The following is a 26,697-nucleotide window of genomic DNA, read 5'->3' on the forward strand; positions in this document are numbered from 1 at the left end:
TCCGGTTGCACGTCCTCGCCGCAGGGCGGCTGCGGAGCGTGCGGCAGGGCATAAAGGATGGTGCGTAATTCGTCATTCCGACGATGAACTAGCCCGACGATGAATTGATCGTCGTGGAGAAAAAAACGGGCGCTTCGGCGCCCGTTTTTTTATGCTTCGTCTTCTTCCTCGGCTCCCGGCTGGTATTCAAGCAGGTCGCCGGGCTGGCAGTCGAGCTCGGCGCATATTCGCGACAGGGTCGAGAAACGCACGCCCTTTACCTTGCCGGATTTGAGCAGCGAAAGGTTCTGCTCGGTGATGCCGACCTTGCCGGCAAGTTCCTTGGACCGCACCTTGCGGCGCGCCAGCATGACATCGAGGTTGACGATTATGGGCATCAGATGAACCGCTTGTTCTCGTCTTCGATCCGGGCGGCGACGGTCATCAGATGGCCGAACATCACCAGTACGCCGGAGACCAGCAAGGTAAGCAGTTCGGGTGAGCCGAAACCGATGCTGACGAAGCGATGGCCGGGTGGCATGTCGATCGACAGGATCAGCGAGACGACAGGTCGCGACACAAGTGCGATCAGCGCGTTGATGAAGAACGCGATCCCGGAACGGCGCAGCCAGCGCGCGGTCTCGATGCCGATCGTCTCATGCCGGGCGATTCCGCGAAACGCCAGGCGCAGGCTGAACAGGCCGGCCAAAAGCGGAACTGTCTGAACCATGAAGACGGCCATCAGCAGAAAGGCAGTCATGGCCGAACCCTGGCCTGGAGCGGCGAAACCATACTGCTCTGCGGCGAAGGGCGCGATCTTGTCCGGCTGGGCAAGTGCCCATGCCAGCCCAATTCCGGCCACCGCCAGGATCACCACGACAATCGCAGTGACCAGAAACTCCAGCCGCCGGCTCAGCCGGCGAGCCTGCTCGCGTTCTGTCATGACAAGGTCCTTAAATTGCCAATTGCATTTATTATCGTAAAACAATAATTACTGGCTGTCAAATATGGATAAGCCACATGTTCAAACGTATCTCGCGTGCCTGTCTGTTCGTTGTGACCCTGAGTGTTTCCGGCTGTGCCTCGGTCACTCCCTCCGCGCTTCTCAAACTTGCGGCAATGGATCCATTGTCGGCGGATCCGAAAGTCCTCGCTATCGCTGCTGTGATGCCGGCGGCGCTCAAATTGCGGACTGGCGATGTCGTGCTGGATATTTCCCTGCAAGCGCCGGCACCCTTTGGACCCGTGCATGAAACGGTGCTGCTCGAAATCGTCGACGGCGATAAGGCGCCTGGCGTGGCGGCGAGCCACAGTTTCGAACACACCCAGCAAGCCAGGGTCGCGGGGAAGGACGTCGAGCGGCTGGCGGCCGGATTGGCGAAAGCCCGCGCGTATCGGAAGACCGGGCAGCGCGGCGGAAAGGGCAGCATTTCCGTGACGATCAAGGGCGGTTGCCGTGCCGGCGCTGTCCACGACGGTCCGCTGACAGCAGCGATCTATATGCGCTTGAAGCCGGGCGAAAGGTTCTTCCCGGTGACGACGGCGATCGATTTGCGCGCACTGTTCGGCAAGGACGGCATCGCGCGCTTCCCGGTCTGTACGGGTGGGTGAACCGATCGCTTGTTTTCGTCGGAACAACCACCATATCGATTCATGAGACCCTGCAATAAGCAGGGAATGGAAGCCAGAAGGAGCGACGCGATGAGGTCGCCGCATCCAGCCTGGAGCGTATCGGTATACTGAGGCTGCCCATGTGCCTCCCTTTGCCGATATGCCAGGGCGAAGGAAGTGCCGGATGGCACGCTATCCTGTTTTTCGATGGTTGAGGTTGGCGGCGGCTGCCTTGCCGATGGCGTTTCTGCCGTTGCAGGCGGAGGCGCAAATTGGTTGCGGCACGCGTGACGTCATCGTTGCCAGACTTGGTCAGCTCTTCCACGAGCATCGGATCGGCTACGGCCTTGTTGGCCAGGCCGCCGTTGTCGAGATCTATGTTTCCATGGCCGGTACCTGGACGGTGCTGATGACCGATGTGAGCGGTCGGACCTGCATCGTCGGCGCGGGTGAGGGATGGGAAAACACACTGACGGCAGACGTCAGGGAGCGCGACAGCTGAGCAGGCGTCACCGCATCGCGGCGGCCTGGGCATGCAGGCGCAGCAGAGCCATCAGCCTGTCGGCTTCAGCTGCGGCCGCATCCTGATCGCGCTCCAGGATGGCGCGGATCAGTGTGACGTGATTTCCGGCGACTTCGGCGAGGCCTGTGCCGCTTTGGAAACGGAACCAGAAACGGCGGCTGTGTGTCTGCAGGGGGGCGACGAGCCGGGCGGCGAATTGGTTGTCCGCAGCGAGCGCCATTGCCTCGCCGATCGATTTGTCGGCTTCGAGGTATCCGATGACATTGCCGGTGACGACTGCGTCGTGAATGGCGAGCGCGGTCGCTTGCAGGCGAGCGACGATTTCCTGGGTGGCGAAACGGGCGGCCGAGCGTGCGAGAATGATTTCGATGCCGCGACGCGCGTCGAGCACCTTCAGCCAGTCGGCGGCGTGGAGGAGGGCGATTTCGAGACCGGCGCGGGGACGAACCGCAACGAGCCCCTCCCAGGCGAGGCGCTGGATGGCCTCTCTGACCGGGGTCCGGCCGAGCGATGTTTTTTCGATCAGGGCCTTTTCAGTGGTCACTCTGCCGGGAGCGAGTTCGAGCGTGACGATCATTTTTTCGAGAACGCGATAGGCTTTGGCGCTCGCCGATTCAGCGGCTTCGCCGCGTTCCGCTACAGGCACGTTTGTGTTCAAGGCACGTCGTCCGGAGTAGATATACTTTTGATATATCAGCCGGCAAAGCCAGCTGAAGCAAGGAAGTCATAAGAGATATGTCAGTGATATATCAAGGCGAAATGCCCGCTCGATATACTGGGCTCCGGACTGTCCTCAGCAAAATTCAGGGCAAACACCGTGCTTGATCCCGTGTGACTGCAGAGTGCCCGAGTACGTCCTGGTGTTGGACCTGGTTCTGCCTGACAGGAAGATCGAACCACTGACGATTGCGGGCAAAAGGCGGCGCAATCGAAGGCAGGCGTCCGCCGTTGTCGCGAGGGAGACTGCGGCGGCGCTGACAATTCGGCTCCATGGCGTGGCTTGCCCGAAGGCGGGCTGAGGTCGGACAATGGTAGCGTTGGCGAAGCACCCGCCGGAGCGTGCTCAGGTGTCAGGTGTCGAAAGGCAGTGGCGGCCGGCAGGTCTGCATCGATCGGGAGTTGAGAGCACATCGAGGGATCGAATATGACTTTCGTCGATGGTCGTGACGCGCTCCCGAGGGCTTTATCGCCAACTAAGGTTTCCCAAACGGGTTTGTCGACGAATAAGGAGGAAAAGTGACGGGTCCGAATGACGCAAGGATTCGTCTTCTCAACCGATTTTGAAGACTGAAACTTCGAAAATGGGTGCAAACTAATTCGGAATCGTCAAAGACATTGCTTTGTGCCAATGATACGGTCCGCCATAGTCCACAACCGGGCAACGATAATAAGGCAGTCGCGAGGCGTGTGGGAAACACGCGCCAGGCGGTAGAAAAATGCCGTTGCAATCTGGATTTGAGACCTTAGGACTAGGGGAAATTACGAGAGAGGCGCGCCAGGGCAGGCGACGTCTCAGGGGAGCCTCGGGAATATGCAGTATTTCGTTCAGCAGCTTGTGAACGGGCTGACGCTCGGGTCCATTTATGGACTCATCGCGATCGGCTACACGATGGTCTACGGCATCATCGGTATGATCAACTTCGCCCATGGCGATATCTTCATGGTCGGGGCGTTCACGGCGCTGATCGTGTTCCTGATCCTCGGTGCCATGTTTGCTTCAGTGCCGGTGGTCATTGCGCTGTTGATCATGATGATCGTCGCGATGCTGCTTACAGGTCTCTACAACTGGACGATCGAAAAAGTCGCCTATCGCCCCCTGCGCGGTTCCTTCCGTCTTGCCCCGTTGATCACCGCCATCGGCATGTCGATCGCCCTCTCCAATTTCGTGCAGGTCACGCAGGGTCCGCGCAACAAGCCGATCCCGCCGATGGTCAGCCAGGTCTACAACATCGGCGGCATATCCGTTTCGCTGAAGCAGATCATCATCGTCGTCGTCACGGCGTTGCTGCTGGCGCTGTTCTGGTACCTGGTCAACAAGACCGCACTCGGCCGCGCCCAGCGCGCCTGCGAGCAGGACCGCAAGATGGCCGCGCTGCTCGGCATCGATGTCGACCGCACCATCTCCATCACCTTCATCATGGGTGCGGCGCTTGCCGCCGTCGCCGGTACGCTGTTCCTGATGTATTACGGCGTCGTCTCCTTCTCCGATGGCTTCGTGCCAGGTGTGAAGGCCTTCACGGCAGCTGTCCTCGGCGGCATCGGCTCATTGCCTGGCGCTGTGCTCGGCGGCCTGCTCATAGGCTTCATCGAAAGCATGTGGTCGGCCTATTTCTCCATCGACTACAAGGACGTCGCCGCCTTCTCGATCCTGGCGATCGTGCTGATTTTCCTGCCTTCCGGCATCCTCGGCCGGCCAGAAGTCGAAAAGGTCTGACCCCATGGCCGTCACCGTTTCCAACAACACGGGCGACGCTGTCGCCAACCCGATGGCTCGCGCTCTCCGCGAGGCGATCTATGCCGGCCTCGTCGCGTTCGGGCTCTTCGTCCTGCTCATTGGCCTGAGGACCGACCAGAACATCCGCAACGAACTGGTGCTCATCCAGCGCTGGGGTTTGCTTGCTGTCGTGGTGGGCATCACCGCGCTTGGCCGTTTCCTCTACGTGGCCTTCGCCATACCGGCGATGGAGCGCGCCAAGGCAGAGAAGGCGGCCGCGCCCGCCGCGGTCGCCGAACCGGGGTTCGTTCGCCGCAATTTCAACTCGCTCGGCATTGCCGCTCTGGTGCTCTATCCAATCCTGGTGGTGTCGCTGGTCGGGTTCCAGAGCTCGCTGAAATGGGTCGACAATTTCGGCATCCAGATCCTGATCTACGTGATGCTGGCATGGGGTCTGAATATCGTCGTCGGCCTGGCCGGCCTGCTCGACCTCGGTTATGTCGCCTTCTATGCGGTGGGCGCCTATGCCTACGCCCTGCTCGGCACACATTACGGGCTGTCGTTCTGGATCCTGCTGCCTGCTGCCGGCATCATGGCTGCTTTCTGGGGTATCCTGCTCGGCTTCCCGGTCCTGCGCCTGCGCGGTGACTATCTTGCAATCGTCACGCTGGCCTTCGGCGAGATCATCCGCCTGGTGCTGATCAACTGGCGCGAGGTAACCAATGGCGCCGCCGGCATCTCCGGCATTCCCAAGGTCTCGTTCTTCGGCCTGATGTCGTTCAACGTGTCGGACCCGAACTACATTGCCAAGGTGCTGGGCATCGCCCAGTCGGGCGCCTACTACAAGATCTTCCTGTACTACCTCATCCTGGCCATGGCGCTGGTCACCGCCTTCGTCACCATCCGGCTGCGCCGCATGCCGGTGGGGCGGGCCTGGGAAGCGCTGCGCGAGGACGAGATCGCCTGCCGCTCGCTCGGCATCAACACCACCACCACCAAGCTCACGGCGTTTGCCACCGGCGCGATGTTCGGCGGTTTCGCCGGCTCCTTCTTCGCCGCCCGGCAAGGTTTCGTATCGCCGGAATCCTTCGTCTTCATCGAATCGGCCATCATCCTGGCGATCGTGGTGCTGGGCGGCATGGGTTCGCTCGGCGGCATCGCGGTCGCGGCGGTCGTGATGATCGGCGGCACCGAAATCCTGCGAGAGCTGGATTTCCTGAAAGTCGTGTTCGGACCGGACTTCACGCCTGAGCTCTACCGCATGCTCCTGTTCGGCATGGCCATGGTCATCGTCATGTTGTGGAAGCCACGCGGCTTCGTCGGCAGTCGAGAACCGACTGCGTTCCTCAAGGAACGAAAAGCGGTTTCAAGCTCCTTCACCAAGGAAGGACACGGCTGATGGATGCGAGCCCTGCCATGAACAAGACGCTTCTTCAGGTCGAGCACCTGTCGATGAAATTCGGCGGACTGGTCGCCATCGGCGACCTGTCCTTCGAGGCCAGGCGCGGCGAGATTACGGCGCTGATCGGTCCGAACGGGGCCGGCAAGACGACGGTGTTCAATTGCATCACCGGCTTCTACAAGCCGACCGAAGGCATGATCCGCTTCACCGGTGAGGGTGGCTCGGAATTCCTGCTGGAACGCATGCCGGACTTCCAGATCACCGCCAAGGCCAAGGTCGCTCGTACGTTCCAGAACATCCGCCTCTTCTCGGGAATGACGGTGCTGGAAAACCTGCTCGTCGCCCAGCACAACAAGCTGATGAAGGCTTCGGGCTATACGATTGTCGGCCTGCTTGGCCTCGGTAATTACCGCCGCGTGTCAGGTGAATCGGTCGAACTGGCCAAGCACTGGCTGGAAAAGGCCGATCTGATGGACCGCGCGGACGATCCCGCCGGCGACCTGCCCTATGGCGCGCAGCGCCGGCTCGAAATTGCCCGCGCCATGTGTACCGGTCCGGAACTGCTGTGTCTCGACGAGCCTGCCGCCGGCCTCAATCCGAAGGAATCGCTGGCGCTCAACGATCTGCTTCTGGACATCAAGAACAGCACCGGTACGTCGATCCTGCTCATCGAGCACGACATGTCGGTGGTGATGCAGATCTCCGACCACATCGTGGTGCTGGAATATGGCCGCAAGATCTCCGATGGCGATCCGGCTTCCGTGCGCTCCGACCCCAAGGTCATCGCCGCCTATCTCGGTGTCGACGACGAGGAAGTGGAGACCGTGCTCACCGACGTCGGTGATGAGAACATCATCGAACAGCTCGAGGCGCACCCCGATACCGCACATGGGCCAAGCACGTCGGCCTCGATGATGGCCGGCCCGATCAGCGAGACGATCGACCACGTCGAAGGTGAGCGGGTGACCGTTTCCAAGGGAGCATCGAAGGCCGCACTCGTGGAGGCGCGGGCCAATGTCGCGTCGGAGGCTTCCGCACTGGCAGGTGTCAAGACATCCAAAGGCAAGCCGGTGACGGCGACCGCCCCCTCAAAACCTGCTGCCAAGGCAGGCGGAAAGACCGCTGCCAGGTCAGCAGCCGCGAACCCGGTGGCCGTCGCAACCACACCCGCAGCCAAAACCACAAAAGCTGCAGCGCCGGCAACAAAGCCAGCAACCGGCAAGACACCCGCGGCCAAGCCGGCCGTTGCCGGGGGCATCTCCAACCGGCTCTCGGCACCGCGCGGCGGCAAGGCCGACAACCTGACCCGCATCAAGGGCATCGGCTCGGTCAACGAAAAGAAGCTGAACGACCACGGCATCTATCATTTCGACCAGATCGCTGCCTGGAAGAAGGCCGATGTCGTTGCGGCGGAAGCCTATCTCGCCTTTGACGGGCGCATTGCCCGTGAAGACTGGATCGGCCAGGCAAAGCTGCTTGCAAAAGGCAAGGAAACGGAGTTCTCGCGTCGGGTCGATGCGGGCGATGTACCAACCAGCCATGTGTCGGCAAAGTCCGCAGCGGCCAAGCGCGGAGGACGTAAATAATGGCCGGTGCACCGCTGCTCGATATCAAGGGTGTCCACACCTACTACGGCAACATCCGGGCACTGAACGGCGTCAACGTCAGCGTCAACGAGGGCGAGATCGTCGCTCTGATCGGGGCTAACGGCGCCGGCAAGTCGACGCTGATGATGACGGTCTTCGGCGCACCGCGTGCGCGTACCGGAACGATCACCTTCGCGGGTACCGACATCACGCAGATGCCGACGCACGAAATCGCCAGGCTGCGCATCGCGCAGTCGCCGGAAGGCCGTCGCATCTTCCCGCGCATGACGGTGATGGAAAACCTGCAGATGGGGGCCAGCCTCGACAACCTCAAATATTACAGCGAGGACGTCGAAAAGGTCTTCACCCTGTTCCCGCGCCTCAAGGAGCGTATCGGCCAGCGTGGCGGCACGCTGTCGGGCGGCGAACAGCAGATGCTGTCGATCGGGCGCGCGTTGATGGCGCGACCGAAACTGCTTTTGCTGGATGAGCCATCGCTCGGTCTTGCGCCGCTGATCGTCAAGCAGATCTTTGACGCCATTCGCGAACTCAATCGCACGCAGGGGCTGACGGTGTTCCTGGTCGAGCAGAACGCCTTCGGTGCGTTGAAGCTCGCCACGCGCGGCTACGTCATGGTGAACGGCAACGTCACCATGAGCGGCACCGGCAAGGACCTGCTCGCCAATCCGGAAGTTCGCGCCGCCTATCTCGAAGGCGGCCATCACTGAGTTAGGGGTCTTCATCATGCAAGGCATCATCTATGAGGAAGCCTCCGTCTGGCAGTTCTTCTTCGTCACCTGCCTGTTGGGCGGATGGGCAGCGTGGATGACAGGAAGGGCCTGCGCGCAGACATGGCGCACACGACCAATGCTGTTCCTCTACATTCTCGGCCTGGGGCTCGGCGTACGGTTCATCCACCACGCTCTTTTCGAAGGCACGATGTTCACGCTGCAATTCTACGTCGTCGACACGATCGTGCTGATGGTGCTGGCTTTCCTCGGCTACCAATATACCCGCACCAATCAAATGGTGTCGCAGTATAGCTGGCTATACGAAAAGGTTTCGCCGCTCAGCTGGAAGGCAAAAGGCTGACATTTTTGGCTCGTGCGCCTCGACCAAGAATCGGCGTGACAAGGCCTTAAAATGAGGCAAAGTACGTTTTCTGCGATTGGGGTGGGCATCGCGTGAAAACTCTATCATCGCCCGCCCGGGAAATGGGAGCGTTTCAATGAAAAAATCACTTTTGTCCGCCGTGGCCCTGACCGCGCTGGTCGCGTTCAGCGGCAACGCGTGGGCTGACCTTCAGATTGCCGTTGGTGCCCCGATCACTGGCCCCAATGCTGCCTTCGGCGCGCAGTTGCAGAAGGGTGCCGAAATGGCCATCGCCGAGATCAATGCGGCTGGCGGCATCAATGGTGAGCAGGTCAAGCTTTCGGTTGGCGACGACGTCTCTGATCCGAAGCAGGGTATTTCGGTCGCAAACAAGTTCGTTGCTGACGGCGTCAAGTTCGTGGTTGGCCACTTCAACTCGGGTGTGTCGATCCCGGCCTCGGAAGTCTATGCCGAAAACGGCATCGTCGAGGTGACGCCAGCCGCCACCAACCCGGTTTTCACCGAACGTGGTCTGTGGAACGTGTTCCGCACCTGCGGTCGTGACGACCAGCAGGGTGGCATCGCCGGTGCCTACATCGCCAAGAACTTCAAGGACGCCAAGATCGCGGTCATCCACGACAAGACCCCTTATGGCCAGGGCCTCGCCGACGAAACCAAGAAGGCGATGAATGCCGCTGGCGTCAAGGAAGTCATGTATGAAGGCGTCAACGTCGGCGACAAGGACTTCTCGGCTTTGATCGCCAAGATGAAGGAAGCCGGTGTCAGCCTGATCTACTGGGGCGGTCTCCACACCGAAGCCGGCCTGATCATCCGCCAGTCGACCGACCAGGGCCTGAAGGCCCCTCTGATGTCGGGTGACGGCATCGTGTCGAACGAACTGGCTTCGATCGCCGGTGACGCGGTTGCAGGCACGCTGAACACCTTCGGTGCCGACCCGCGCCTCAATCCGGCCAACAACGACCTGGTTGCGAAGTTCCGTGCCCAGGGCTTCGAGCCGGAAGCCTACACGCTGTACTCCTATGCCTCAGTGCAGGTGATCGCTCAGGCAGCTGCCGCCGCCAAGTCGAACGATCCCAAGGAAGTCGCCAAGGCTCTGCACGAGAAGGGTCCGTTCAAGACCGTTCTCGGCGACCTCTCCTATGACGAGAAGGGCGATCCCAAGCTTCCGGGCTATGTGATGTACATCTGGAAGAAGGGCGACGACGGCAAGTACACCTACGTGCCGAAGGTCGACTGATCTTTCTTCTGTCCTGATGAAATGCCCGGTGCGCCAAGCGCCGGGCATTTTCTTTTCCGGTTTCGATTTATTCATAAAACTACACGGCCGTGCACCGTTTGCGGGCGCGAATATCTTGTGTTCTTTCAAAGCCTGACGTAGCGGAATTTTCCACTCTTTTCCTGTTTCCGAGTGCCGTCACTGCCTGATCCGTATTCATCTCGGAAGGGCTGCTTATTTTAGTTGCACTGCAGCATTTTCCCGCTAATCATGCCCCCGCCTTTCTTCCCCAGAGCGTTGGAGCACCCCACTTGGCAATCACGAAGATCCTTGTCGCCAACCGTTCCGAGATCGCCATCCGCGTGTTTCGCGCGGCCAACGAACTGGGACTCAAAACGGTGGCGATCTGGGCCGAGGAAGACAAATACTCGCTGCATCGCTTCAAGGCCGACGAAAGCTACCAGGTCGGTCGTGGCCCCTGGCTCGCCAAGGACATGGGTCCGATCGAAAGCTACCTTTCGATCGACGAAGTAATCCGGGTTGCCAAGCTTTCCGGGGCCGACGCCATCCATCCAGGCTACGGCCTTCTGTCGGAAAGCCCCGAATTCGCCGAGGCCTGCGTGGCCAACGGTATCACCTTCATCGGACCGAAGCCGGAAACAATGCGTCGGCTCGGCAACAAGGTGGCGGCGCGCAACCTCGCCATCGAGGTTGGGGTGCCCGTGGTGCCGGCTACCGATCCGCTGCCGGAGGACGCCGAGGAAATCAAGAAGCTAGCCAAGGCGATCGGTTATCCGGTCATGCTCAAGGCGTCGTGGGGCGGCGGCGGGCGCGGCATGCGCGCAATCCGCAGCGAAGCCGATCTCATCCGCGAGGTGACAGAGGGCAAGCGTGAAGCCAAGGCGGCTTTCGGCAAGGATGAAGTCTATCTCGAAAAGCTGATCGAGCGGGCTCGCCATGTCGAGGTGCAGATCCTCGGCGACACGCATCGCAACGCGGTCCATCTGTTCGAGCGCGACTGCTCAATCCAGCGGCGCAACCAGAAGGTCGTCGAGCGTGCGCCGGCACCCTATCTCAGCAATGAGCTGCGGCAGGAGCTTTGCGGCCACGCGCTGAAGATCGCCAACGAGACCAGTTATATCGGCGCCGGCACGGTCGAATTCCTGCAGGATGCCGATACCGGCAAATTCTACTTCATCGAGGTCAATCCGCGTATCCAGGTGGAACACACCGTCACCGAACAGGTGACCGGCATCGACATCGTCAAGGCGCAGATACACATCCTCGACGGCTTCGCCATCGGCACGCCGGAATCGGGTGTGCCGGCGCAGAAGGATATCCGGCTGAACGGTCATGCCCTGCAGTGCCGCATCACGACCGAGGATCCCGAGCAGAACTTCATTCCCGACTATGGCCGCATCACCGCCTATCGCGGTGCCACCGGCTTCGGCATTCGGCTCGACGGCGGCACGGCCTATTCCGGCGCGGTCATCACCCGCTACTACGATCCGCTGCTTGAGAAGGTCACGGCCTGGGCGCCGACCTCGGATGAGGCGATCTCGCGCATGAACCGCGCCTTGCGCGAATTCCGCATTCGCGGCGTGGCGACCAATCTGACGTTCCTCGAAGCGATCATCAATCACCCGAGCTTCGCCGACAATTCCTACACGACGAAATTCATCGACTCGACGCCGGAACTGTTCGCGCAGGTCAAACGCCAGGACCGTGCCACCAAGTTGCTCAACTACCTGGCCGATGTCACCGTCAACGGTCATCCCGAGACGCGTGGCCGGCCGAAGCCGAATCCCGACGCGGCTGCGCCCGTCATCCCGTGGTTCACCGCGCCGATCCCCGACGGCAGCAAGCAGAAGCTCGACCAGCTTGGCCCTGAAGGCTTCGCCAAATGGATGCGTGCGCAGAGCGAGGTTCTGGTCACCGATACGACCATGCGCGACGGCCATCAGTCGCTGCTGGCAACGCGCGTGCGTACACACGATATTGCCCGCATCGCCGGAACCTATGCGCGTGCCTTGCCGCAGCTTTTGTCGCTCGAATGCTGGGGTGGCGCTACCTTCGACGTCGCCATGCGCTTCCTGACCGAGGATCCCTGGGAACGGTTGTCGCTGGTGCGCGAAAGGGCGCCGAACATCCTCCTGCAGATGCTGCTGCGCGGCGCCAACGGCGTCGGCTACACCAATTACCCCGACAATGTGGTGCAGCATTTCGTCAAACAGGCCGCGGAAGGCGGCATCGACCTGTTCCGCGTCTTCGACTGCCTGAACTGGGTCGAGAACATGCGCGTCGCCATGGATGCGGTCGGCGCCGAGGGCAAGCTGATCGAAGCGGCGATGTGCTATACCGGCGACATCCTCGATCCGAACAGGGCCAAATACAGCCTGAACTACTATGTCGGCCTGGCCAAGGAACTGGAAGCGGCCGGCGCCCATATCATTGCCGTCAAGGACATGGCCGGCCTGCTGAAGCCTGCAGCAGCGCGTGTGCTGTTCAAGGCACTGCGCGAAGCGACCGACCTGCCGATCCATTTCCATACGCACGACACGTCCGGCCTGTCGGCCGCAACCGTGCTGGCGGCGGTGGAGAGCGGCGTCGACGCCATCGACGCGGCGATGGACGCATTCTCCGGCAACACGTCGCAGCCTTGCCTGGGATCCGTCGTCGAGGCACTGAGGGGTACCGACCGCGACCCGGGTCTCGACCCGAAATGGATCCGCAAGATCTCGTTCTACTGGGAGGCGGTGCGCAACCAGTATGCCGCCTTCGAGAGCGACCTCAAGGGACCGGCTTCGGAAGTCTACCTGCACGAGATGCCCGGCGGCCAGTTCACCAATCTCAAGGAACAGGCCCGCTCGCTCGGGCTGGAGACGCGCTGGCACGAGGTGGCGCAGGCTTATCACGACGTCAACCTGATGTTCGGCGATATCGTCAAGGTGACGCCGTCTTCCAAGGTCGTCGGTGACATGGCGCTGATGATGGTCAGCCAGGATTTGACGGTGACCGATGTCGAGAACCCGGCCAAGGATATTGCCTTCCCGGATTCCGTCGTTTCGATGCTGCGCGGCGATCTCGGCCAATCGCCTGGCGGCTGGCCCGAAGCCCTGCAGAAGAAGGCGCTGAAAGGCGACAAGCCGATCACGGTGCGCCCCGGCTCGCTGCTCAAGCCTGCCGACCTGAAGAAGAGCCGCAAGGAGATCGAGCAAAAGCTCGGTCGCAAGCTGCCCGAGAACGAATTCGCTTCCTGGCTGATGTATCCGAAGGTGTTCTCCGATTTCGCTGCCGCCCAGGAGACCTATGGTCCGGTCAGCGTGCTGCCGACGCCGACCTACTTCTACGGCATGAAGCCGGAGGACGAAGTTTTCGTCGACATCGAGAAGGGCAAGACGCTGGTCATCCGCTGCCTTGCCGTCGGCGATACCGATGAAAAGGGGATGGTCACCGTCTTCTTCGAGCTCAACGGTCAGCCGCGCCGCGTCAAGGTGCCGGACCGGGCGCATGGTGCTTCCAACGGCAAGGCGAGGCCGAAGGCCGAAGCCGGCAACGACGCGCATCTCGGCGCGCCGATGCCGGGCGTGGTGTCGGGCGTGTCGATTTCGGCCGGCCAGAGCGTCAAGGCGGGCGACGTGCTGCTCTCCATCGAAGCGATGAAGATGGAGACGGCACTGCATGCCGAACGCGACGGCGTCGTTGCCGAGGTGCTGGTGAAAGCGGGCGACCAGATCGACGCCAAGGATCTCCTGGTGGTGTTCGGCTGACGCGCCAGCACGGCATTGCTGACAATCAGGTCTTGACCTGTCAGGCCCGGTCGGGCATCGAACCGGCCGGAAAACCGGCTGCCGCTTGCCCGAGTCGTGGCCGCTGAGAAGGAATGGAGACCACTATGGCCGACGAAATCACCGAGACCAGCCAGACTGTAGCCGCCGGCCAGTTGCGGGCACTCATCGAGCGTATCGAGCGTCTCGAGGAAGAAAAGAAGACGATCGCCGACGACATCAAGGATGTCTACGCGGAAGCCAAAGGCACCGGCTTCGACACCAAGGCGATCCGCGCGATCGTGCGCCTGCGCAAGCAGGACCAGGCCGAGCGGCAGGAAGAGGAATCGATCCTCGACCTGTACAAGGCCGCGCTCGGCATGGTGTGATCCCGTCGTCGCTTTGTGGACGTCGTCGTTTGAGGACTTGTCCTAGGACGCCCCGCAGGCGCACCGCCTCGCGGGGCTCTATTTAGAAGCAGATGGTGCCGATCAAGCTCGGATTGAATTGACGAGCACGGGCGGACCGCGAACGTCCGTGGTGGCCTAGCGCGTCTGCGTATCGAGCCAGATCGTGACCGGTCCATCGTTTACCAGTGCAACTTTCATATCGGCACCGAAGACACCGTTCTGAACGGAAACGCCGAATGATCGGATTCGCCCTGAAAAATCCTCGTACAGATGCTGCGCTTCTTCCGGTGACGCCGCGCTGCTGAAGCCGGGGCGGTTTCCCTTGGTCTCAGCTGCCAGCGTGAACTGGCTGACGACAAGGGCGGCTCCGCCGACCTCGAGGAGCGATCGGTTCATCCGGTCCGCGTCGTCTCTGAAAATGCGCAGGTTCGTGATTTTTCGCGCGAGCCAGTCGCCTTCCTTTTCGGTGTCGCCTCGCATTGCGCAAACGAAGATGAGGAGGCCGTTTTCAATCCGGCCCGCGACACCTGCCTCGGTCGTGACGGATGCCGATGAGACACGTTGGATGAGTGCTCGCATGAAAGACCCTTGCAGCATCGGACGAGACCGCCCGGAAAAATAGCCCGCGTTGCCTGCAATCTTTTCTCGTTCTGTCGAATTCATTCCATGGAGTGCGCCAAACATGGAACGTGGTCAACCGCGACGGCTGCAGCCTATGGTGACGGGCTGAAGCGATACCAAATTGTACGGACTGGGTCCGGTGGTGTTGATCTCAGCTCCAGCCGCCACCGAAAGTCCGATAGAAGATATGGGAACCGATCTGGGTCATGCGCTCCATCGAGCGTGACCAGGAAGGGGAAACATAGGTCGCGTTGTAGTGGGTCGACGACGCTACGTCCGGCAGGAAAATCTTGCCCGCGGTTACCGCCATCGCGATCTGCTCTGCCAATTCAAACGCGCGGCGATCGGTTACCACGTCGGCGATGCCGTCGCAGGCAAACGAAAACTGACATCGGTTGAGCAAGTCTTGATTCTGATAAACAACATCGCAGACCGTATCGGGATATGCGGGGTTCCTGACGCGATTGAGGATCACCTGGGCGACTGCTGCCTGACCTTTGAGTTCTTCTCCACGGGCTTCAAAATAGATGGCTGTCGCGAGGCATTTCTGCTCGGACGCCGAGAAGACCTCCCTTGGGAGAGCTGTTTTTATCCATGGGTGATCGCCTCCCGCGGCTGGGGGAACGAAGCGCCCGGAGGTGTCGCCTGACCCCAGCAGGCGGTCGAAAGGATTGCGCGCATCGTGAAATGCGTCATTGGGGGCATAAGCACTGGCAAGGATGTCCGCGCCATCGTTGTTCACGAGGTCGGCGAGAACGGCTGGGACCCCAACAAGCCTGTCGTATTGCGATCGATGACGCTCGGCGCGGTTGCTGGATGCCGTGACGCGGCCACGCTTTTCCTGAGCCTTCGGCACCGACGGCAATCTCGCCTTTTTCGGTTCGACCGCCGAGCGCGAAAATTGACCCAGGGGGCCGATTGAACTCAGCCTCAATTCCATGAGGTGTGAGCACTTGTCCTGCGTACCCGATGTCGGATTCTCAGCGGCAAGAATGTGTGGCGAACTGGCCGGCGCTGCAAAACCAAGCGTTGCAAAACATGCAAGGCCAATCGTCGGTATGCGCAGGCTTTGAGCGAAGAAGCGGCGCAAGCGCGGGCGGGGCGATCGCGACAACCAAAGTCTCCAAGATTGTCAGGGAGAATGGTTCGTTAACCCTAATGCCGCCTTAACGACAATTCACTTGAGCGTGATGGGCGTGTTGGAGGCAGGGCTTGCGGCTGCCGACAATTCGGTTCGAAGGTGCATGAAGCTGCCGATGAACACTGCGCCGACAAAAACGAGCAGCGCCGCGAGGAAAAATCTGTTCCGCGTGGATCGGCTCCTTGCAATGTCCAGGCTTTCAGTCCGGCTGACGTGATCGAGCGACACAGGCGGTTTCTCCGTTCGAAGACTGCTTCAAAGCGAAATCTGCACCAAATGCACTGCGGTCGATTGCCACTCTTCGACTTCGCCAAAGGGCGGCGCGACCCTGGCACGGCCCTTCGCGTCGCCAGGTCGTGTTCAAGCAAATTTGACCGCGGCCAGCGTCGAAGCCGCTTTTTGCATCTCGTTCGGGCTTGACCCTCTAGGGGCTAGAGGTTTTAGCCATGGCAAAACGCATGTGGAGAGCACTTTGAACAGAAGAGACATGGTGTTGGCGACAGGGCTGGTCGGCCTTGGAATGTTGTCGTGGTCTGTCGCGGTCGCACAGACACCTGCAGAACAACTGATGCAGCCCGGGCCACTTCCGGAGATGAGCTTCGGACCGGCCGACGCACGCGTAACAATCGTTGAATATGCTTCGATGACCTGCCCGCATTGCCGAAATTTTCACATGAACGTTTGGCCTGCGCTCAAGGCAAAATATGTCGACACCGGCAAGGTACGGTTCATAATGCGCGAGTTTCCCTTTGATCCGCGCGCCGCCGGAGCTTTCATGCTGGCCCGCTGTGCGGGCGACGACAAATGGTACGCCACAGTCGACCTGCTCTACCGGTCGCAAGAGACTTGGGCACGCAGCAAGGATCCATCCTCGGCGTTCAAGTCGATCCTGGGAATGACCGGGATGGATGGCCCGAAGGTCGAAGCCTGCCTTTCCGATCAGGCTCTGCTCGACAAGGTCAATGCTGTCGCCGAGCGCGGGAAGCTGCTGGGAGTCGAGGCTACCCCCACGTTCTTCGTCAATGGCGAACTCTACAAGGACGCTTATTCAATCGAAGCCCTGGGCAGCAAGATCGACAGCTTGCTGGCTGGCAAGAACTGAGGGACCGCCATGCTTGCCAGGAAACATCGCGCTTACACGTTCGGCGCATTCGCATCGATCTTCGTACTGACGGCGTCGTTGGCGACGGCGCAACAAAATGATGCAGTTGCGCGCGTCAATGGCGTGGATGTCACCGCGCAGGACTATGCCGTAGCTGAAGAGATGTACGGCCAGCAGCTCGGCAAAATGCCGGAAGACGCGAAGCGATCCACGATCGTTGATGCGTTGATCGAGTCGCGGCTGATGTCTGAGGCCGCTCGGAAGTCAGGCATACAGGACGACGAGGAATACAAGCGTCAGATTGCTTTCTTCGAAGCGCAAACCCTTCGTTCGATCTTCATGCAGCGGGAGCTTTCAAAGCGTGTCGACGACGGGGCGGTTCGGAAAGCCTATGATGAGCAAGTGGCCAAGATGCCTGTGGTCGAGGAAACGCGCCTGCGCCATATGTTGCTGCCGACAGCCGAGGCCGCAGATGTCGTCATCGCCGATCTGAAGGCAGGCAAAGATTTCTCGGCGATCGCCAAGGAGAAATCGGCCGATCCCGCTTCGAAAGAGAAGGGCGGTGACCTGGGTTTTCTAACGCCCGGGCAAACCCTTCTAGAGATTGAAAGCGCGGCGGCCGAACTGAAGGCGGGGCAGTTCAGCGAGACACCGGTGAAAAGCGCGTTCGGTTTTCACGTCGTCAAAGTCGATGAGCGTAGGCCACGCGCGGCGCCACGGTTCGAATTGCTTGCTGGTGAAATCAGACAGGCGCTTGAAGCTGAAGAGGCCGCCCGCATCTTGAGTGATCTGCGATCCGGGGCCAAGGTTGAAAAGCTTGTTCCCGATGTTCAGGCCCCCGAGGGCGAAGACGGTCATCCGCACTGATGGTGTCCAGGATGTTCAACAGACGATTTTTTCTTTTCGGCGTCGTGGCGCTGGCTTCGACGGATGCCTTTGCCGACCCGGCTCCGGCAAAAAAGAGCAGGGCATTCAAGCTCGACAAACGATATCTGCCCCAGCTGGTCGACTTCCCTTTGGGGCAGGATATCGGCACGGTTGTTGTCGATCCCAAGAGTCGCTTCCTCTATCTCGTGGAAACTGTTGGTGTGGCTCGCCGCTACGGCATAGGTGTCGGCAAGGCAGGGCTTGCGTTCAGGGGCCAGGCGATGGTTGGCCGGAAGGCCGAGTGGCCGCGCTGGAAACCCACGGCCAACATGATCAAGCGTGACCCGGAGAAGTATCTGCGTTTTGCGGATGGGCTGCCAGGTGGGAAAAGCAATCCGCTCGGAGCGCGCGCGCTCTACCTCTATCGGGATGGCCGCGACACGCTATATCGGATCCACGGTACGACTGAACCTTGGACGATCGGGAAAGCCGTATCGAACGGCTGCATCCGGATGGTCAACGATCATGTGATCGACCTCTACAACCGTGTCCCCGTCGGCGCATCCGTCGTTGTGGTTTGATGAATGTGATAACGCAGCCAGGCTTCTTGCAGCACTGAACACCAGTGTTTGCAAGGAGATCAAAATGTCCCTCCAGGGCCCCGTTCCTCCAAAGGCAACCGACTGCTCGGCGCGCAAATAAGAAGCCCCGGCGCTGCATTCAGGATCTGATGCTGTCTCCGCCGGATCAGATACCGCACAATGGCATCAGATCAGTGCTGTTCGTGCTCGCACATTTCGTGGTTGGCGAGCGATCGGATCACGTAGCAATCACCGATGGTTGAGCCACCGCAACGGGTAGCGATGCGCTCGAGTTCCGTTTCCAGTTTGCGGAGCTTGGCGATCCTGCCGCGCACGGAGACCAGTTGCTCCGAAGCAATCTTGTCGGCACGCGCGCAAGGAACGTCAGGGTGCGCGCTAAGTTCGAGCAGTTCCCTGATCGCATCGATGGAAATGCCCAGTTCACGCGCATGTTTGATGAAGGTGAGCCTGTCCCGCTCGTCGGTTCCGTAGCGGCGCTGATTGCCTTTCGAACGCTCAACTGCCGACACCAAACCCATTTGCTCGTAGTAGCGGATCGTCGGAACTTTTACCCCGGTGTGCCGGGAGAGATCGCCGATCGTCAGCATCATCGGTCCTTCATGCTTGGACAGAGGGGGCAATTCCTCTAGTCACTAGAGAATTTACGGCAATGGTCACGAAAACTCAAGTTGGTGTCAGCAGGCGCCGAAGGCCGACCCACTTCGAGGCATCTTTTCAGAATCCCACGTCGTCGCTAAGGCTTCTTGACCATGATCATCCAGCCTAAGCCAAATGTGCCTGCCAACAGCAAGCAAGGTCTCCGATGAGCTCCGGACTGCTAGCCCTTCTTGATGACGTCGCCTCGATTGCAAAGGTCGCGGCCGCTTCGATTGATGATGTTGCCGCGCAAGCCACCAAGGCGGGGGCAAAAGCCGCCGGGGTGGTGATCGACGATGCGGCGGTGACGCCTCGCTATGTTGTCGGCTTCACGGCGCAACGCGAGCTGCCGATCATCGCAAAGATCACGATCGGCTCGTTGCGGAACAAGCTCATCTTCCTGCTTCCGGCAGCTTTGCTGCTGGGATGGCTGGCGCCATGGGCGATCACGCCGCTGCTGATGATCGGCGGTATCTATCTTTGCTTCGAGGGCGCGGAGAAGGTGCTGGAGACCTTCTTCCCGCACGCCGAGGCGGACAACGGCACCAAGACGAACACTGCGGTCGAGCCTGCCACGTTCGAGAATGAAAAAGTCCGGAGCGCGATCAGGACGGATTTCATCCTGTCGGCGGAAATCATGGCCATAACGCTTGCCGCGATACCATCCTCTAGTGTTGCGACGCAGGCCGCCATCCTTGCCGTGGTCGGCATCGGCATCACGCTCGGGGTCTACGGTGTCGTCGCCATCATCGTGAAGGCCGACGACTTCGGATTGGCCCTGGCCAGGACCAAAGGACGTTTTCTCGGACTGGGCACAGCCTTACGCGCCTTCGGAAGAGGAGTCGTGACCGGGATGCCCTACTTCCTCAAAGCACTCGCTGCCGTGGGAACGGCTGCCATGATCTGGGTTGGTGGCGGCATCCTCGTGCATGGCCTCGAGACATTCGGCTACGGCACCCTCGCGCACCTCATCGAGGCTGTGGCAGAAAAGGCTGCACACTCCGTTCCCATGGCCAGCGAGCTGGTCGCTTTCCTGGTTTCGGCGGCAGCAGCCGGGCTGATTGGCCTGGCTGTCGGTTTGCTGACGATCCCGGTTGTCCAGAAGATCGTCGGCAAGCCCCACGCTACGGCATGAGCGAAGCCGGGGCGCTTTGAACGAGCTACCGGGAGGCGCGTTTCATTTATTTGCTTGCGCATACAAATAAATTGAATCGCGGCTGGCTTGTTACATGTATGCGCATGCAAATATAAGGACGGCACGAGAGCGGACAGCTTCTCGATGAAACGACGACCGAGGCGACCCCCGCCACGCAAACCGCAATTGGAAAAGGCCGTCACAGGCACACCGGTCATGAAAGGAAGTAGACAAATGAACTGGCTCTATCTCGGGATTGCCGTGATCTTCGAGATCGCGGTCGCGATCAGCGCAGGCAATGCAAAGGGGTTCACCAGACTGTGGTGGACGATCGCCACACTGGTCACCGGTGCGATAGGCACCTTCTTCCTCAGCCTTGCCCTGCTCACCTTCGACGTCGGTGTCGGTTACGCGATCTGGACCTCGGTGTCCGGCGTAGGGATCGTCATCCTGGGCGCAATCTTCTTCGGCCAGCAGCTCAACTGGAAGAAGGCTATCGGTATCGCTCTGGTCATCGGCGGCGTCGTCGGCCTGCGCCTCAGCGGTGCGGCCTGAAAGCCTGCCGTTTCATTTGCTTCACGGAAATCGGAAAGGAAAAGAGATGACACTCTCCCATGAAAATCGCCAGAGTGCCGGCCGGGCCTGGATCATGCTGCTGCTCGCCGGCGCTTTTGAAATCGGCTACGCCCTCAGTGTCGGTGGCAGCCAGGCGTTCACCGTACCGGGCTGGTCGATCGCCGCGCTGGTCTTCTTCCTGCTCACACTTTACTTCCTCAGCGCCGCCCTGCGGACCATCGACGTCGGCATCGGCTACGCGGCGTGGGCGGGCATCGGTTCCGTCGGCGCCGCGGCTTTCGGCAGCATCCTGCTCGATCAGCCGCTTACGCTCGTTCAAGCCTTCTGGCTTGGGGTCATCATCGTTGGTGTCGTGTGGCTGAAGCTCGCTGACAGCGTAAAGCTTCAAGGACAGGCCTGATGGCTGTCGATGTTCCTGCCCGCTACACGCAACTCATGGAGGCGACCGTCGCCAGTGCTTTGGACCATGTCCACAAGGGCGGCATCCCGTTCAGTGCTTTGGTCGTCGATCAGGACGGCATCATCCTCGGACGCGGCGTCAACCGCGTCCGGGAACATCACGATCCGACCGCTCACGCCGAAGTCGAGGCTATTCGTGACGCTTGCCGTTCGCACAAAACAACCCGTCTGGCAGGAATGACGCTTCTGGCCTCGGGAGAACCCTGCGCGATGTGTTACATAAGTGCGCTGCATGCGGGCCTCGCGCAGGTGTTCTATGCCGTCGACCGCGACGAGGCTGCCACGCATGGTTTTGACTATCGCGGCACGTATGGCCTTTTCGCTCAGGACCCACGGAACTGGCGGTTGCCGGTCGCCGGGAGGCTCGTTGTCTCAACGGGCTTGTGGCCGTTCCTGGCATTCCGCTCGCGCGCATCGTAGCGGTCGCCGCTCTTGAGCAGGCTATTGCATGGACATACATGTAATGGCGGTGAACAGTCGAAAGGGAATCCGCAGATCATGCCCGGCAAAAGCGATTCATGGCTCAGGCTGATTCATGCCGTGACGGGCGTCGAGGCCGAGCTCGGCGAGGTCCTGCAAGGGCAACACGGCCTCGGCCTTTCAGAGTACCGTGCATTGCAGATCCTGTCGCGATCGGCGAATTCCGAGCTCAGGATGCAGGATCTGGCCACGCATCTGCGGCTCAACCAGAGTTCGGTATCGCGCATGGTCGAGCGGCTGGAGCGCGGCGGACTTGCCCTTCGCGACCTTTGCCCCGACGACAAACGCGGGGTCTATGCGGTTCTTACCGATATGGGGCGCGCGCGTCTCGCCAGCGCGCAGCCCGACTATGAGGCGGCGCTGGACAGCGCCCTCCGGGACCATGGCGGCGAGGAACTGCTGTCGACGAAGTTCGTCGACGCCACCTGAAGTCAGCCAACGGTGCCGAGATCGTCGGAATGGCCGGCCTCCAGTCGAGGCCATTGCGTGATTGGCCGGCCACCCGTGCGCATACGGTGCTTGCCTTCCCCCCACCCTCGTGGCCAGCCGCTGGGCGAGTCCTCCCACAATTCCTGCCGGCCATAGACCGTCAGGTCGAGCAGGCGATAGCAGTTGTCCATTGCTTCGACGCCGCGCCGTGTCGTCCAATAGGTTTCAAAGACGTCATCTTCCTGCCGCAGGTAACAGATGAGGTACATCATCCCTGCCGGGCGTCCGGAAAGCAGGACCTCGGCTGAGCCCTGGACAGAGTACCAGGGCATTTCCCATCCCATGAAGCCGCGATAGCGGGCACTTTCTTCGTACGGACCCTGGCAGAACGTTGCGTAAGTAACGTCGCGGGAATGGATATGCGACAGTTCACGAACCTGCGTGGTGAAGAGCGTGCAGCCCTCGCACTGTTCCGGTGCCGGGCGGCCCGGATACCACATGAAGTAATAGGCGATCAGCTGGCGGCGGCCTTCGAACGCGTCCAGCAACGTTACTGGGCCATTTTCGCCAACAAGCCGCGCCGACCCATCGACCTTGACCATAGGCAGCCGGCGGCGCGCAGCCGCAATTGCGTCGCTCTCCCTTGTGTGCGCTTTCTCCCAGGCGCGTAGCGTGTCGACCTGGCGCTGGTAGCTGCTCCGGGTGACTGTGTTAGGTATTGCGCTGGTATCTCCAACAGGATGTTGCATCGTCTTCTCCTCTCGGATTGCCTCCGTCTCTCGGAGTGGTGATCGCTAGACTAGGGGCGGACAGGGGATGACGAGAGTTACAATGGTGGCGGGATAAGGCAGGCTCCCTGACGGATGCCAGAAACACGAGCTCGGATTGACGGATCGATCGATGAATGAATTCGATTTTGGAGCACGCAATGCGAGGGAATTCCGGCACCGAGCCTTCTGGGCGCTGTTCGAGGAGCGGCATCCGGTCGAGCGCTCCCGACGAGTCAGGCATGGACCCTGGTTCTGGCAGCGCGGGTTGCCGGAACTCAATCTCGTCGTCACCATGTATGTGGCGCCCGAGCAGAATGTCGTGGGTGTGTTCTTCGGCCGCAACGAGCGGCTGGGTGCCGTCGATACAAAAATCCGACTGGAGCCGTTCAGGGCCGCGATCGAAGACAGGCTGAAGTTGAAGGCTGAGCAGGGTGGGCAGGACTTCGGCGTCAATGCAATCTGGCGGGTCAACTGTTTCCCGGACGATAACTGGGCGGCCATGGCCGACTGGCTCGTTACCGAGGCAGGGCGCTTCGAGCGGGCGGTGACTGAAGTGCTGAGCGCAGAGCCGTGAGCTGGCCGCAAACATTCGGCCGCAAATCTCTCGCGGAATTCCTTCTGTCGAGGTGGCGTGGACAGGTCCCGCTCGGCAGACTGTTCTGGCGCGACATGATCGTTGCCGGGACGATCATCAACCTGGCGATCTCCGTCTTCGCCCTGCTGGCGCTAGGCGCGGGGTTGCCGCTTGCTGCCGCCCTCGCGGTTCATCTGCTGCCCTTGCCGTACAACCTCTTTCTTTTCATTGCGGTTTGGACAACAGCCGGTCGTCGACCGTTCGTGATAGCCGTTGCCTATCAGCTGGCGGCGACGGTCTGGCTCGTTTTCGTCACCGTGGCGTAGGGCGTTTCCTCCTTTCGCGGAGACGCTCTAATTCATTGTTTTCGCAATTCCGAACGGCAAACCGTTACACGCTTTTCCTGCAATTGCTCGAGCGCTTCATGCGATGGCGGCGAGATACCGGTCTACGGAAATGCGCATCGCCTCCCTGGCTCCGCCGATCACATTGCTTCCCCACCAGGCGCCGTAAATGTCGTCGTAGTCGAAGGGCTCGAGTGCCGTGGCGATGCGCCTGACGGTGCGTGCGTTGAGCGGGATCTGGTTCGGATAACTGTACATGAAGGAGAGATGCCGGCGCGTCGGTACCACCTGCAGGATGTCGCCGGAGAGGATGGCGTTGCCGCCATCGCGCTTCCAGTGCAACACCTGCCCGCCGGCGAAATGACCGCCGCAGCGGATGAGGGTCAGCGACGGGTTCAGGGGGAGCGTTTCGCCCTCCCAGAAAGCGACCGACGGATGCGGTCGCATCACCCACTCGCGGTCGTCGGCATGGATATGGATCGGTATGCCGCCAAAGGCTTCGCTCCACTCGGCCATCGCCGAATAATAATGGCAGTGCGAGATGGCTATCGCCTGCAGGCCGCCGCGCCGCTCGATCTCGGCCACGGCCTCGTCGCTGACAAGGCTGACGCAATCCCACAGAACGTTGCCATCAGGTGTTTCGGCCAGCAGCGCGCGCTGGCCGATGGCAAAGCGGGGCTCCACGCCGAAGGCAAGTACACCTGTATCGTCCTTCATCGACAGTCGGTGCGTCCCGGCGAGGTCCTCGAAAGTTGTCCAGGCCTGGCCCTCCCAGCGCACATATTGGCGCTCGTCCTCGCAAATAGGGCAATGCTCGGGCGGCAATTCGGTTTCGGCGAATTGCACGCCGCACTGCAGGCACATGAAATGTGTCATTCTCTCCTTCGGCTCCCAACCCACAGGTGGACATAGGTCAGCCGGAGGCGATACGGAAGGGCTTGGGAAGGGCCGTCAGGCAGGTTCGAACGTCAGCGCCACGCCGTTGATGCAATAACGCAGGCCGGTCGGCGGCGGGCCATCCTCGAAGACATGGCCGAGATGGCTGCCGCAGGTTGCGCAATGCACTTCGGTGCGCACCATGCCGTAGCTGCGGTCGACCGTGGTCTCGACCGAGCCGTCGACCGGATCGTTGAAGCTTGGCCAGCCGGTACCGCTTTCGAATTTGAGCTTGGATTCGAACAGCGGGCTGTCGCAACCGACACATTTGAAGGTGCCGGCGCGCTTTTCATAGAGAAGCGCGCAACTGCCCGGTCGCTCGGTGCCGTGGTGACGCATCACCTGATATTGCTCCGGCGTCAGCAGCGCGCGCCATTCGGCGTCGGTACGGGTGACGGGATAGGTATGGGTGTCCATGAATGATCTCCTTGCCTTTGCGGCTTGTTGTTCGTTGCAGAGGATGTTCGTTCAAACATAGGCATTCGTTACGCGCCTGCCCAGCCACTCCCGTCGGAGATGTTGGTCAGGTCGTGCCGTTCGCTTCTTCCTGCTCATGTCGCAGTGTGGCGATGAAACGCCTGGTGCGCTGATGCTGCGGATTGCCAAAAACCGTTTCGACGGGTCCCTTTTCGACAACGACGCCGGCCTCCAGGAAAACCACCTCACGCGCTACCTTCGAGGCGAGCCTCAGGTCATGTGTCGCCATGACCATGGTGGTACCCTCGGCGGCAAGTTGGCCGAGCACGTCGACGACCTCCTGGGCAAGCTCGGGGTCGAGAGCCGAGGTTGGTTCATCGCACAGAAGCACGCGTGGCGAAGGCGCCAGTGCCCGTGCAATGGCGACGCGCTGCTGCTGGCCACCGGACAAGGTCGCCGGCCATGCGTCCGCCTTGTGTGCCATGCCAACTTTCTCGAGCAGCGAAAGCGCCCGCTCGCGCGCCTTGTCCTCGGGCCACTTCAAAACCGTGACCAGCCCTTCCATGACGTTTTCGATAGCGGTGCGGTGCGGAAACAGCTGGAAGTTCTGGAACACCATGCCAGTCTGGCGTCGCAGTCTCAGCACATCACCCGACGAGACCTTGCCGCCCGGGTGGAAGGTCAGGGCTATCTCGCCGATCCTCACCGTGCCGGTGGTCGGGATTTCCAGCAGATTGATACAGCGCAGCAGTGTCGACTTGCCGCCGCCCGAAGGGCCGACAAGCGCGGTGACGCTGCCTTCCTTCATGGCAACATTGATGTCCTTCAGGACGACGTTGTCGCCAAAACGCTTTTCCAGTTTGGAGAGTTCGATCACGAGCGCGCCTCCAGGAAACCGCCATAACGGCCGAGCCGGGCCTCGAGGCGTACCTGCAATGCCGACAGGATCGAGCTCATCGCCAGGTAAATCAGCGCCGCTTCGACATAAAGGATCAATGGCTCATAGGTCACGGCGACGATACGCTGCGCCGACTGGAACAGTTCCGGCAAGGTAATGGCGGCCGCCAGCGAGGTGTCCTTGACCAGCGATATGAAGGTGTTGGACAGCGGCGGCACCGCGACACGGCCGGCCTGCGGCAGGATGGTGCGGCGCATCGTCTGGCTCCAGGTCATGCCGATCGAATAGGCCGCTTCCCACTGCCCTTTGGGCACCGAGCCGATGACTGCGCGGATGATCTCCGACGAATAGGCGCCGATGTTGAGCGTGAAGCCGATCAATGCCGCGGGGAAGGCATCGAGCACGATGCCGACGCTCGGCAAGCCGTAGAAGATGAGGAACAGCTGAACCAGCAGCGGCGTACCGCGAATGATCCACACGTAGAAACGGACGATCGCCGCCAATGGCCACGGCCCGAACAGGCGCAACAGCGCAGCGCCAAGCCCGACCGCGAGCCCAAAGGCGAATGAGAGAAGGGTGAGCGGTATGGTGAAGATCAATCCGGCCCACAGCAGGGGACCGAGCGAATCCAGCATCAATTGCAGCCAAGGTGGCACGAACTGTTCTCCC

General features: G+C 60.8%; 31 protein-coding genes. 20 read left to right on the forward strand and 11 right to left on the reverse strand.

Going from position 1 to position 26,697, the window contains the following annotated elements; translation table 11 throughout:
• Window positions 1-149: 149 nt before the first annotated feature.
• Entirely contained in the window at window positions 150-377 is a 228-nt protein-coding gene (locus tag ACFJIU_RS28510; protein ID WP_379065663.1) for a helix-turn-helix domain-containing protein, read from the reverse strand.
• Window positions 377-922: a hypothetical protein gene (locus ACFJIU_RS28515; protein WP_379065665.1), complete on the reverse strand. Its 546-nt coding sequence runs from the start codon at window positions 920-922 to the stop codon at window positions 377-379. The genes ACFJIU_RS28510 and ACFJIU_RS28515 overlap by 1 nt, the downstream gene beginning before the upstream one ends.
• A gap of 77 nt (window positions 923-999) precedes the next feature.
• Here ACFJIU_RS28515 and ACFJIU_RS28520 point away from each other — a divergent pair, with 77 nt between their 5' ends.
• Window positions 1,000-1,590, forward strand: a complete 591-nt coding sequence (locus ACFJIU_RS28520) for a hypothetical protein (protein ID WP_379065667.1) — start codon at window positions 1,000-1,002, stop codon at window positions 1,588-1,590.
• Window positions 1,591-1,774: 184 nt separating this feature from the next.
• The gene (locus ACFJIU_RS28525; protein ID WP_379065669.1) at window positions 1,775-2,092 is read left to right on the forward strand and encodes a hypothetical protein; all 318 of its coding nucleotides are present in this window, start codon (window positions 1,775-1,777) and stop codon (window positions 2,090-2,092) included.
• Window positions 2,093-2,099: 7 nt separating this feature from the next.
• Here ACFJIU_RS28525 and ACFJIU_RS28530 read toward each other — a convergent pair whose 3' ends face one another.
• Window positions 2,100-2,690: a GntR family transcriptional regulator gene (locus tag ACFJIU_RS28530; protein WP_379073258.1), complete on the reverse strand. Its 591-nt coding sequence runs from the start codon at window positions 2,688-2,690 to the stop codon at window positions 2,100-2,102.
• 954 nt (window positions 2,691-3,644) lie between these two features.
• Between ACFJIU_RS28530 and ACFJIU_RS28535 the strand changes: the two genes are divergently transcribed.
• From ACFJIU_RS28535 to ACFJIU_RS28570, 8 genes are all read left to right on the forward strand, one after another.
• On the forward strand, window positions 3,645-4,547 hold the full coding sequence (locus ACFJIU_RS28535; RefSeq protein WP_326894828.1) for a branched-chain amino acid ABC transporter permease LivH: 903 nt from the start codon (window positions 3,645-3,647) through the stop codon (window positions 4,545-4,547).
• Window positions 4,548-4,551: 4 nt separating this feature from the next.
• On the forward strand, window positions 4,552-5,946 hold the full coding sequence (gene livM / locus ACFJIU_RS28540) for a high-affinity branched-chain amino acid ABC transporter permease LivM (RefSeq protein ID WP_379065671.1): 1,395 nt from the start codon (window positions 4,552-4,554) through the stop codon (window positions 5,944-5,946).
• On the forward strand, window positions 5,946-7,535 hold the full coding sequence (locus ACFJIU_RS28545) for an ATP-binding cassette domain-containing protein (RefSeq protein ID WP_379065673.1): 1,590 nt from the start codon (window positions 5,946-5,948) through the stop codon (window positions 7,533-7,535). Before livM ends, ACFJIU_RS28545 begins: the two co-directional genes overlap by 1 nt.
• Window positions 7,535-8,263: an ABC transporter ATP-binding protein gene (locus ACFJIU_RS28550; protein WP_379065675.1), complete on the forward strand. Its 729-nt coding sequence runs from the start codon at window positions 7,535-7,537 to the stop codon at window positions 8,261-8,263. Before ACFJIU_RS28545 ends, ACFJIU_RS28550 begins: the two co-directional genes overlap by 1 nt.
• A 16-nt stretch (window positions 8,264-8,279) precedes the next feature.
• The gene (locus ACFJIU_RS28555; protein WP_379065677.1) at window positions 8,280-8,627 is read left to right on the forward strand and encodes a DUF6867 family protein; all 348 of its coding nucleotides are present in this window, start codon (window positions 8,280-8,282) and stop codon (window positions 8,625-8,627) included.
• Between the two features lie 136 nt (window positions 8,628-8,763).
• Window positions 8,764-9,885, forward strand: coding sequence for a branched-chain amino acid ABC transporter substrate-binding protein (locus ACFJIU_RS28560; protein WP_379065679.1), 1,122 nt, complete (start codon window positions 8,764-8,766; stop codon window positions 9,883-9,885).
• 290 nt (window positions 9,886-10,175) lie between these two features.
• Window positions 10,176-13,634 carry a pyruvate carboxylase gene (pyc, locus tag ACFJIU_RS28565; RefSeq protein WP_379065681.1) on the forward strand — a complete coding sequence of 1,153 codons (3,459 nt, stop codon included), beginning with the start codon at window positions 10,176-10,178 and terminating at the stop codon, window positions 13,632-13,634.
• 125 nt (window positions 13,635-13,759) lie between these two features.
• The gene (locus tag ACFJIU_RS28570; RefSeq protein ID WP_129412659.1) at window positions 13,760-14,020 is read left to right on the forward strand and encodes a DUF2312 domain-containing protein; all 261 of its coding nucleotides are present in this window, start codon (window positions 13,760-13,762) and stop codon (window positions 14,018-14,020) included.
• Window positions 14,021-14,176: 156 nt separating this feature from the next.
• On the opposite strand, the gene dtd is transcribed toward ACFJIU_RS28570, so the two are convergent.
• Together dtd and ACFJIU_RS28580 are read right to left on the reverse strand one after the other, a co-directional pair.
• Window positions 14,177-14,704 carry a D-aminoacyl-tRNA deacylase gene (dtd, locus tag ACFJIU_RS28575; protein WP_379065683.1) on the reverse strand — a complete coding sequence of 176 codons (528 nt, stop codon included), beginning with the start codon at window positions 14,702-14,704 and terminating at the stop codon, window positions 14,177-14,179.
• A 109-nt stretch (window positions 14,705-14,813) separates the two neighbouring features.
• A complete protein-coding gene (locus ACFJIU_RS28580) occupies window positions 14,814-15,776 on the reverse strand; it encodes a cell wall hydrolase (protein WP_379065685.1) in 963 nt (320 codons plus the stop codon).
• Between the two features lie 397 nt (window positions 15,777-16,173).
• On the opposite strand from ACFJIU_RS28580, the gene ACFJIU_RS28585 reads away from it, so the two are divergent.
• Genes ACFJIU_RS28585 through ACFJIU_RS28595 form a run of 3 tightly spaced genes read left to right on the forward strand, consistent with a single transcriptional unit; the run spans window position 16,174 to window position 18,353 of the window.
• Window positions 16,174-16,905: a DsbA family protein gene (locus tag ACFJIU_RS28585; RefSeq protein ID WP_379065687.1), complete on the forward strand. Its 732-nt coding sequence runs from the start codon at window positions 16,174-16,176 to the stop codon at window positions 16,903-16,905.
• A 9-nt stretch (window positions 16,906-16,914) separates the two neighbouring features.
• The gene (locus tag ACFJIU_RS28590; protein WP_379065689.1) at window positions 16,915-17,772 is read left to right on the forward strand and encodes a peptidylprolyl isomerase; all 858 of its coding nucleotides are present in this window, start codon (window positions 16,915-16,917) and stop codon (window positions 17,770-17,772) included.
• Between the two features lie 11 nt (window positions 17,773-17,783).
• Window positions 17,784-18,353 carry a L,D-transpeptidase gene (locus tag ACFJIU_RS28595; protein ID WP_379065691.1) on the forward strand — a complete coding sequence of 190 codons (570 nt, stop codon included), beginning with the start codon at window positions 17,784-17,786 and terminating at the stop codon, window positions 18,351-18,353.
• A 191-nt stretch (window positions 18,354-18,544) separates the two neighbouring features.
• Here the strand turns inward: ACFJIU_RS28595 and ACFJIU_RS28600 are convergent, their stop codons facing one another.
• Window positions 18,545-18,961, reverse strand: coding sequence for a helix-turn-helix domain-containing protein (locus tag ACFJIU_RS28600; protein WP_379073259.1), 417 nt, complete (start codon window positions 18,959-18,961; stop codon window positions 18,545-18,547).
• Between the two features lie 215 nt (window positions 18,962-19,176).
• Between ACFJIU_RS28600 and ACFJIU_RS28605 the strand changes: the two genes are divergently transcribed.
• The 5 genes from ACFJIU_RS28605 to ACFJIU_RS28625 all read left to right on the forward strand — a co-directional run bounded on the left by ACFJIU_RS28605 (window position 19,177) and on the right by ACFJIU_RS28625 (window position 22,089).
• Window positions 19,177-20,145, forward strand: coding sequence for a DUF808 domain-containing protein (locus ACFJIU_RS28605; protein ID WP_379065693.1), 969 nt, complete (start codon window positions 19,177-19,179; stop codon window positions 20,143-20,145).
• A 234-nt stretch (window positions 20,146-20,379) separates the two neighbouring features.
• The gene (locus tag ACFJIU_RS28610) at window positions 20,380-20,700 is read left to right on the forward strand and encodes a DMT family transporter (protein WP_379065695.1); all 321 of its coding nucleotides are present in this window, start codon (window positions 20,380-20,382) and stop codon (window positions 20,698-20,700) included.
• A 46-nt stretch (window positions 20,701-20,746) separates the two neighbouring features.
• The gene (locus ACFJIU_RS28615; RefSeq protein ID WP_379065697.1) at window positions 20,747-21,121 is read left to right on the forward strand and encodes a DMT family transporter; all 375 of its coding nucleotides are present in this window, start codon (window positions 20,747-20,749) and stop codon (window positions 21,119-21,121) included.
• Window positions 21,121-21,600, forward strand: a complete 480-nt coding sequence (locus ACFJIU_RS28620) for a nucleoside deaminase (protein ID WP_379065699.1) — start codon at window positions 21,121-21,123, stop codon at window positions 21,598-21,600. The genes ACFJIU_RS28615 and ACFJIU_RS28620 overlap by 1 nt, the downstream gene beginning before the upstream one ends.
• Before the next feature lie 78 nt (window positions 21,601-21,678).
• A complete protein-coding gene (locus ACFJIU_RS28625; RefSeq protein ID WP_379065701.1) occupies window positions 21,679-22,089 on the forward strand; it encodes a MarR family winged helix-turn-helix transcriptional regulator in 411 nt (136 codons plus the stop codon).
• A 2-nt stretch (window positions 22,090-22,091) separates the two neighbouring features.
• Here ACFJIU_RS28625 and ACFJIU_RS28630 read toward each other — a convergent pair whose 3' ends face one another.
• Window positions 22,092-22,838, reverse strand: a complete 747-nt coding sequence (locus tag ACFJIU_RS28630) for a DUF899 family protein (RefSeq protein ID WP_379065703.1) — start codon at window positions 22,836-22,838, stop codon at window positions 22,092-22,094.
• A gap of 151 nt (window positions 22,839-22,989) precedes the next feature.
• Here ACFJIU_RS28630 and ACFJIU_RS28635 point away from each other — a divergent pair, with 151 nt between their 5' ends.
• Entirely contained in the window at window positions 22,990-23,433 is a 444-nt protein-coding gene (locus tag ACFJIU_RS28635) for a hypothetical protein (protein ID WP_379065705.1), read from the forward strand.
• A complete protein-coding gene (locus ACFJIU_RS28640) occupies window positions 23,430-23,759 on the forward strand; it encodes a hypothetical protein (protein WP_379065707.1) in 330 nt (109 codons plus the stop codon). The genes ACFJIU_RS28635 and ACFJIU_RS28640 overlap by 4 nt, the downstream gene beginning before the upstream one ends.
• A 96-nt stretch (window positions 23,760-23,855) precedes the next feature.
• Here the strand turns inward: ACFJIU_RS28640 and ACFJIU_RS28645 are convergent, their stop codons facing one another.
• The 4 genes from ACFJIU_RS28645 to ACFJIU_RS28660 all read right to left on the reverse strand — a co-directional run bounded on the left by ACFJIU_RS28645 (window position 23,856) and on the right by ACFJIU_RS28660 (window position 26,684).
• On the reverse strand, window positions 23,856-24,653 hold the full coding sequence (locus tag ACFJIU_RS28645) for an MBL fold metallo-hydrolase (RefSeq protein ID WP_379065709.1): 798 nt from the start codon (window positions 24,651-24,653) through the stop codon (window positions 23,856-23,858).
• A gap of 75 nt (window positions 24,654-24,728) precedes the next feature.
• Window positions 24,729-25,130 carry a peptide-methionine (R)-S-oxide reductase MsrB gene (msrB, locus tag ACFJIU_RS28650; protein WP_379065711.1) on the reverse strand — a complete coding sequence of 134 codons (402 nt, stop codon included), beginning with the start codon at window positions 25,128-25,130 and terminating at the stop codon, window positions 24,729-24,731.
• Window positions 25,131-25,236: 106 nt separating this feature from the next.
• Entirely contained in the window at window positions 25,237-26,007 is a 771-nt protein-coding gene (locus ACFJIU_RS28655) for an amino acid ABC transporter ATP-binding protein (protein WP_379065714.1), read from the reverse strand.
• Window positions 26,004-26,684 carry an ABC transporter permease subunit gene (locus ACFJIU_RS28660; protein WP_379065716.1) on the reverse strand — a complete coding sequence of 227 codons (681 nt, stop codon included), beginning with the start codon at window positions 26,682-26,684 and terminating at the stop codon, window positions 26,004-26,006. Before ACFJIU_RS28660 ends, ACFJIU_RS28655 begins: the two co-directional genes overlap by 4 nt.
• Window positions 26,685-26,697 lie beyond the last annotated feature (13 nt).

Origin of the sequence: Mesorhizobium sp. UC74_2 (assembly GCF_042701485.1) — a bacterium.
Taxonomy (GTDB): Bacteria; Pseudomonadota; Alphaproteobacteria; order Rhizobiales; family Rhizobiaceae; genus Mesorhizobium.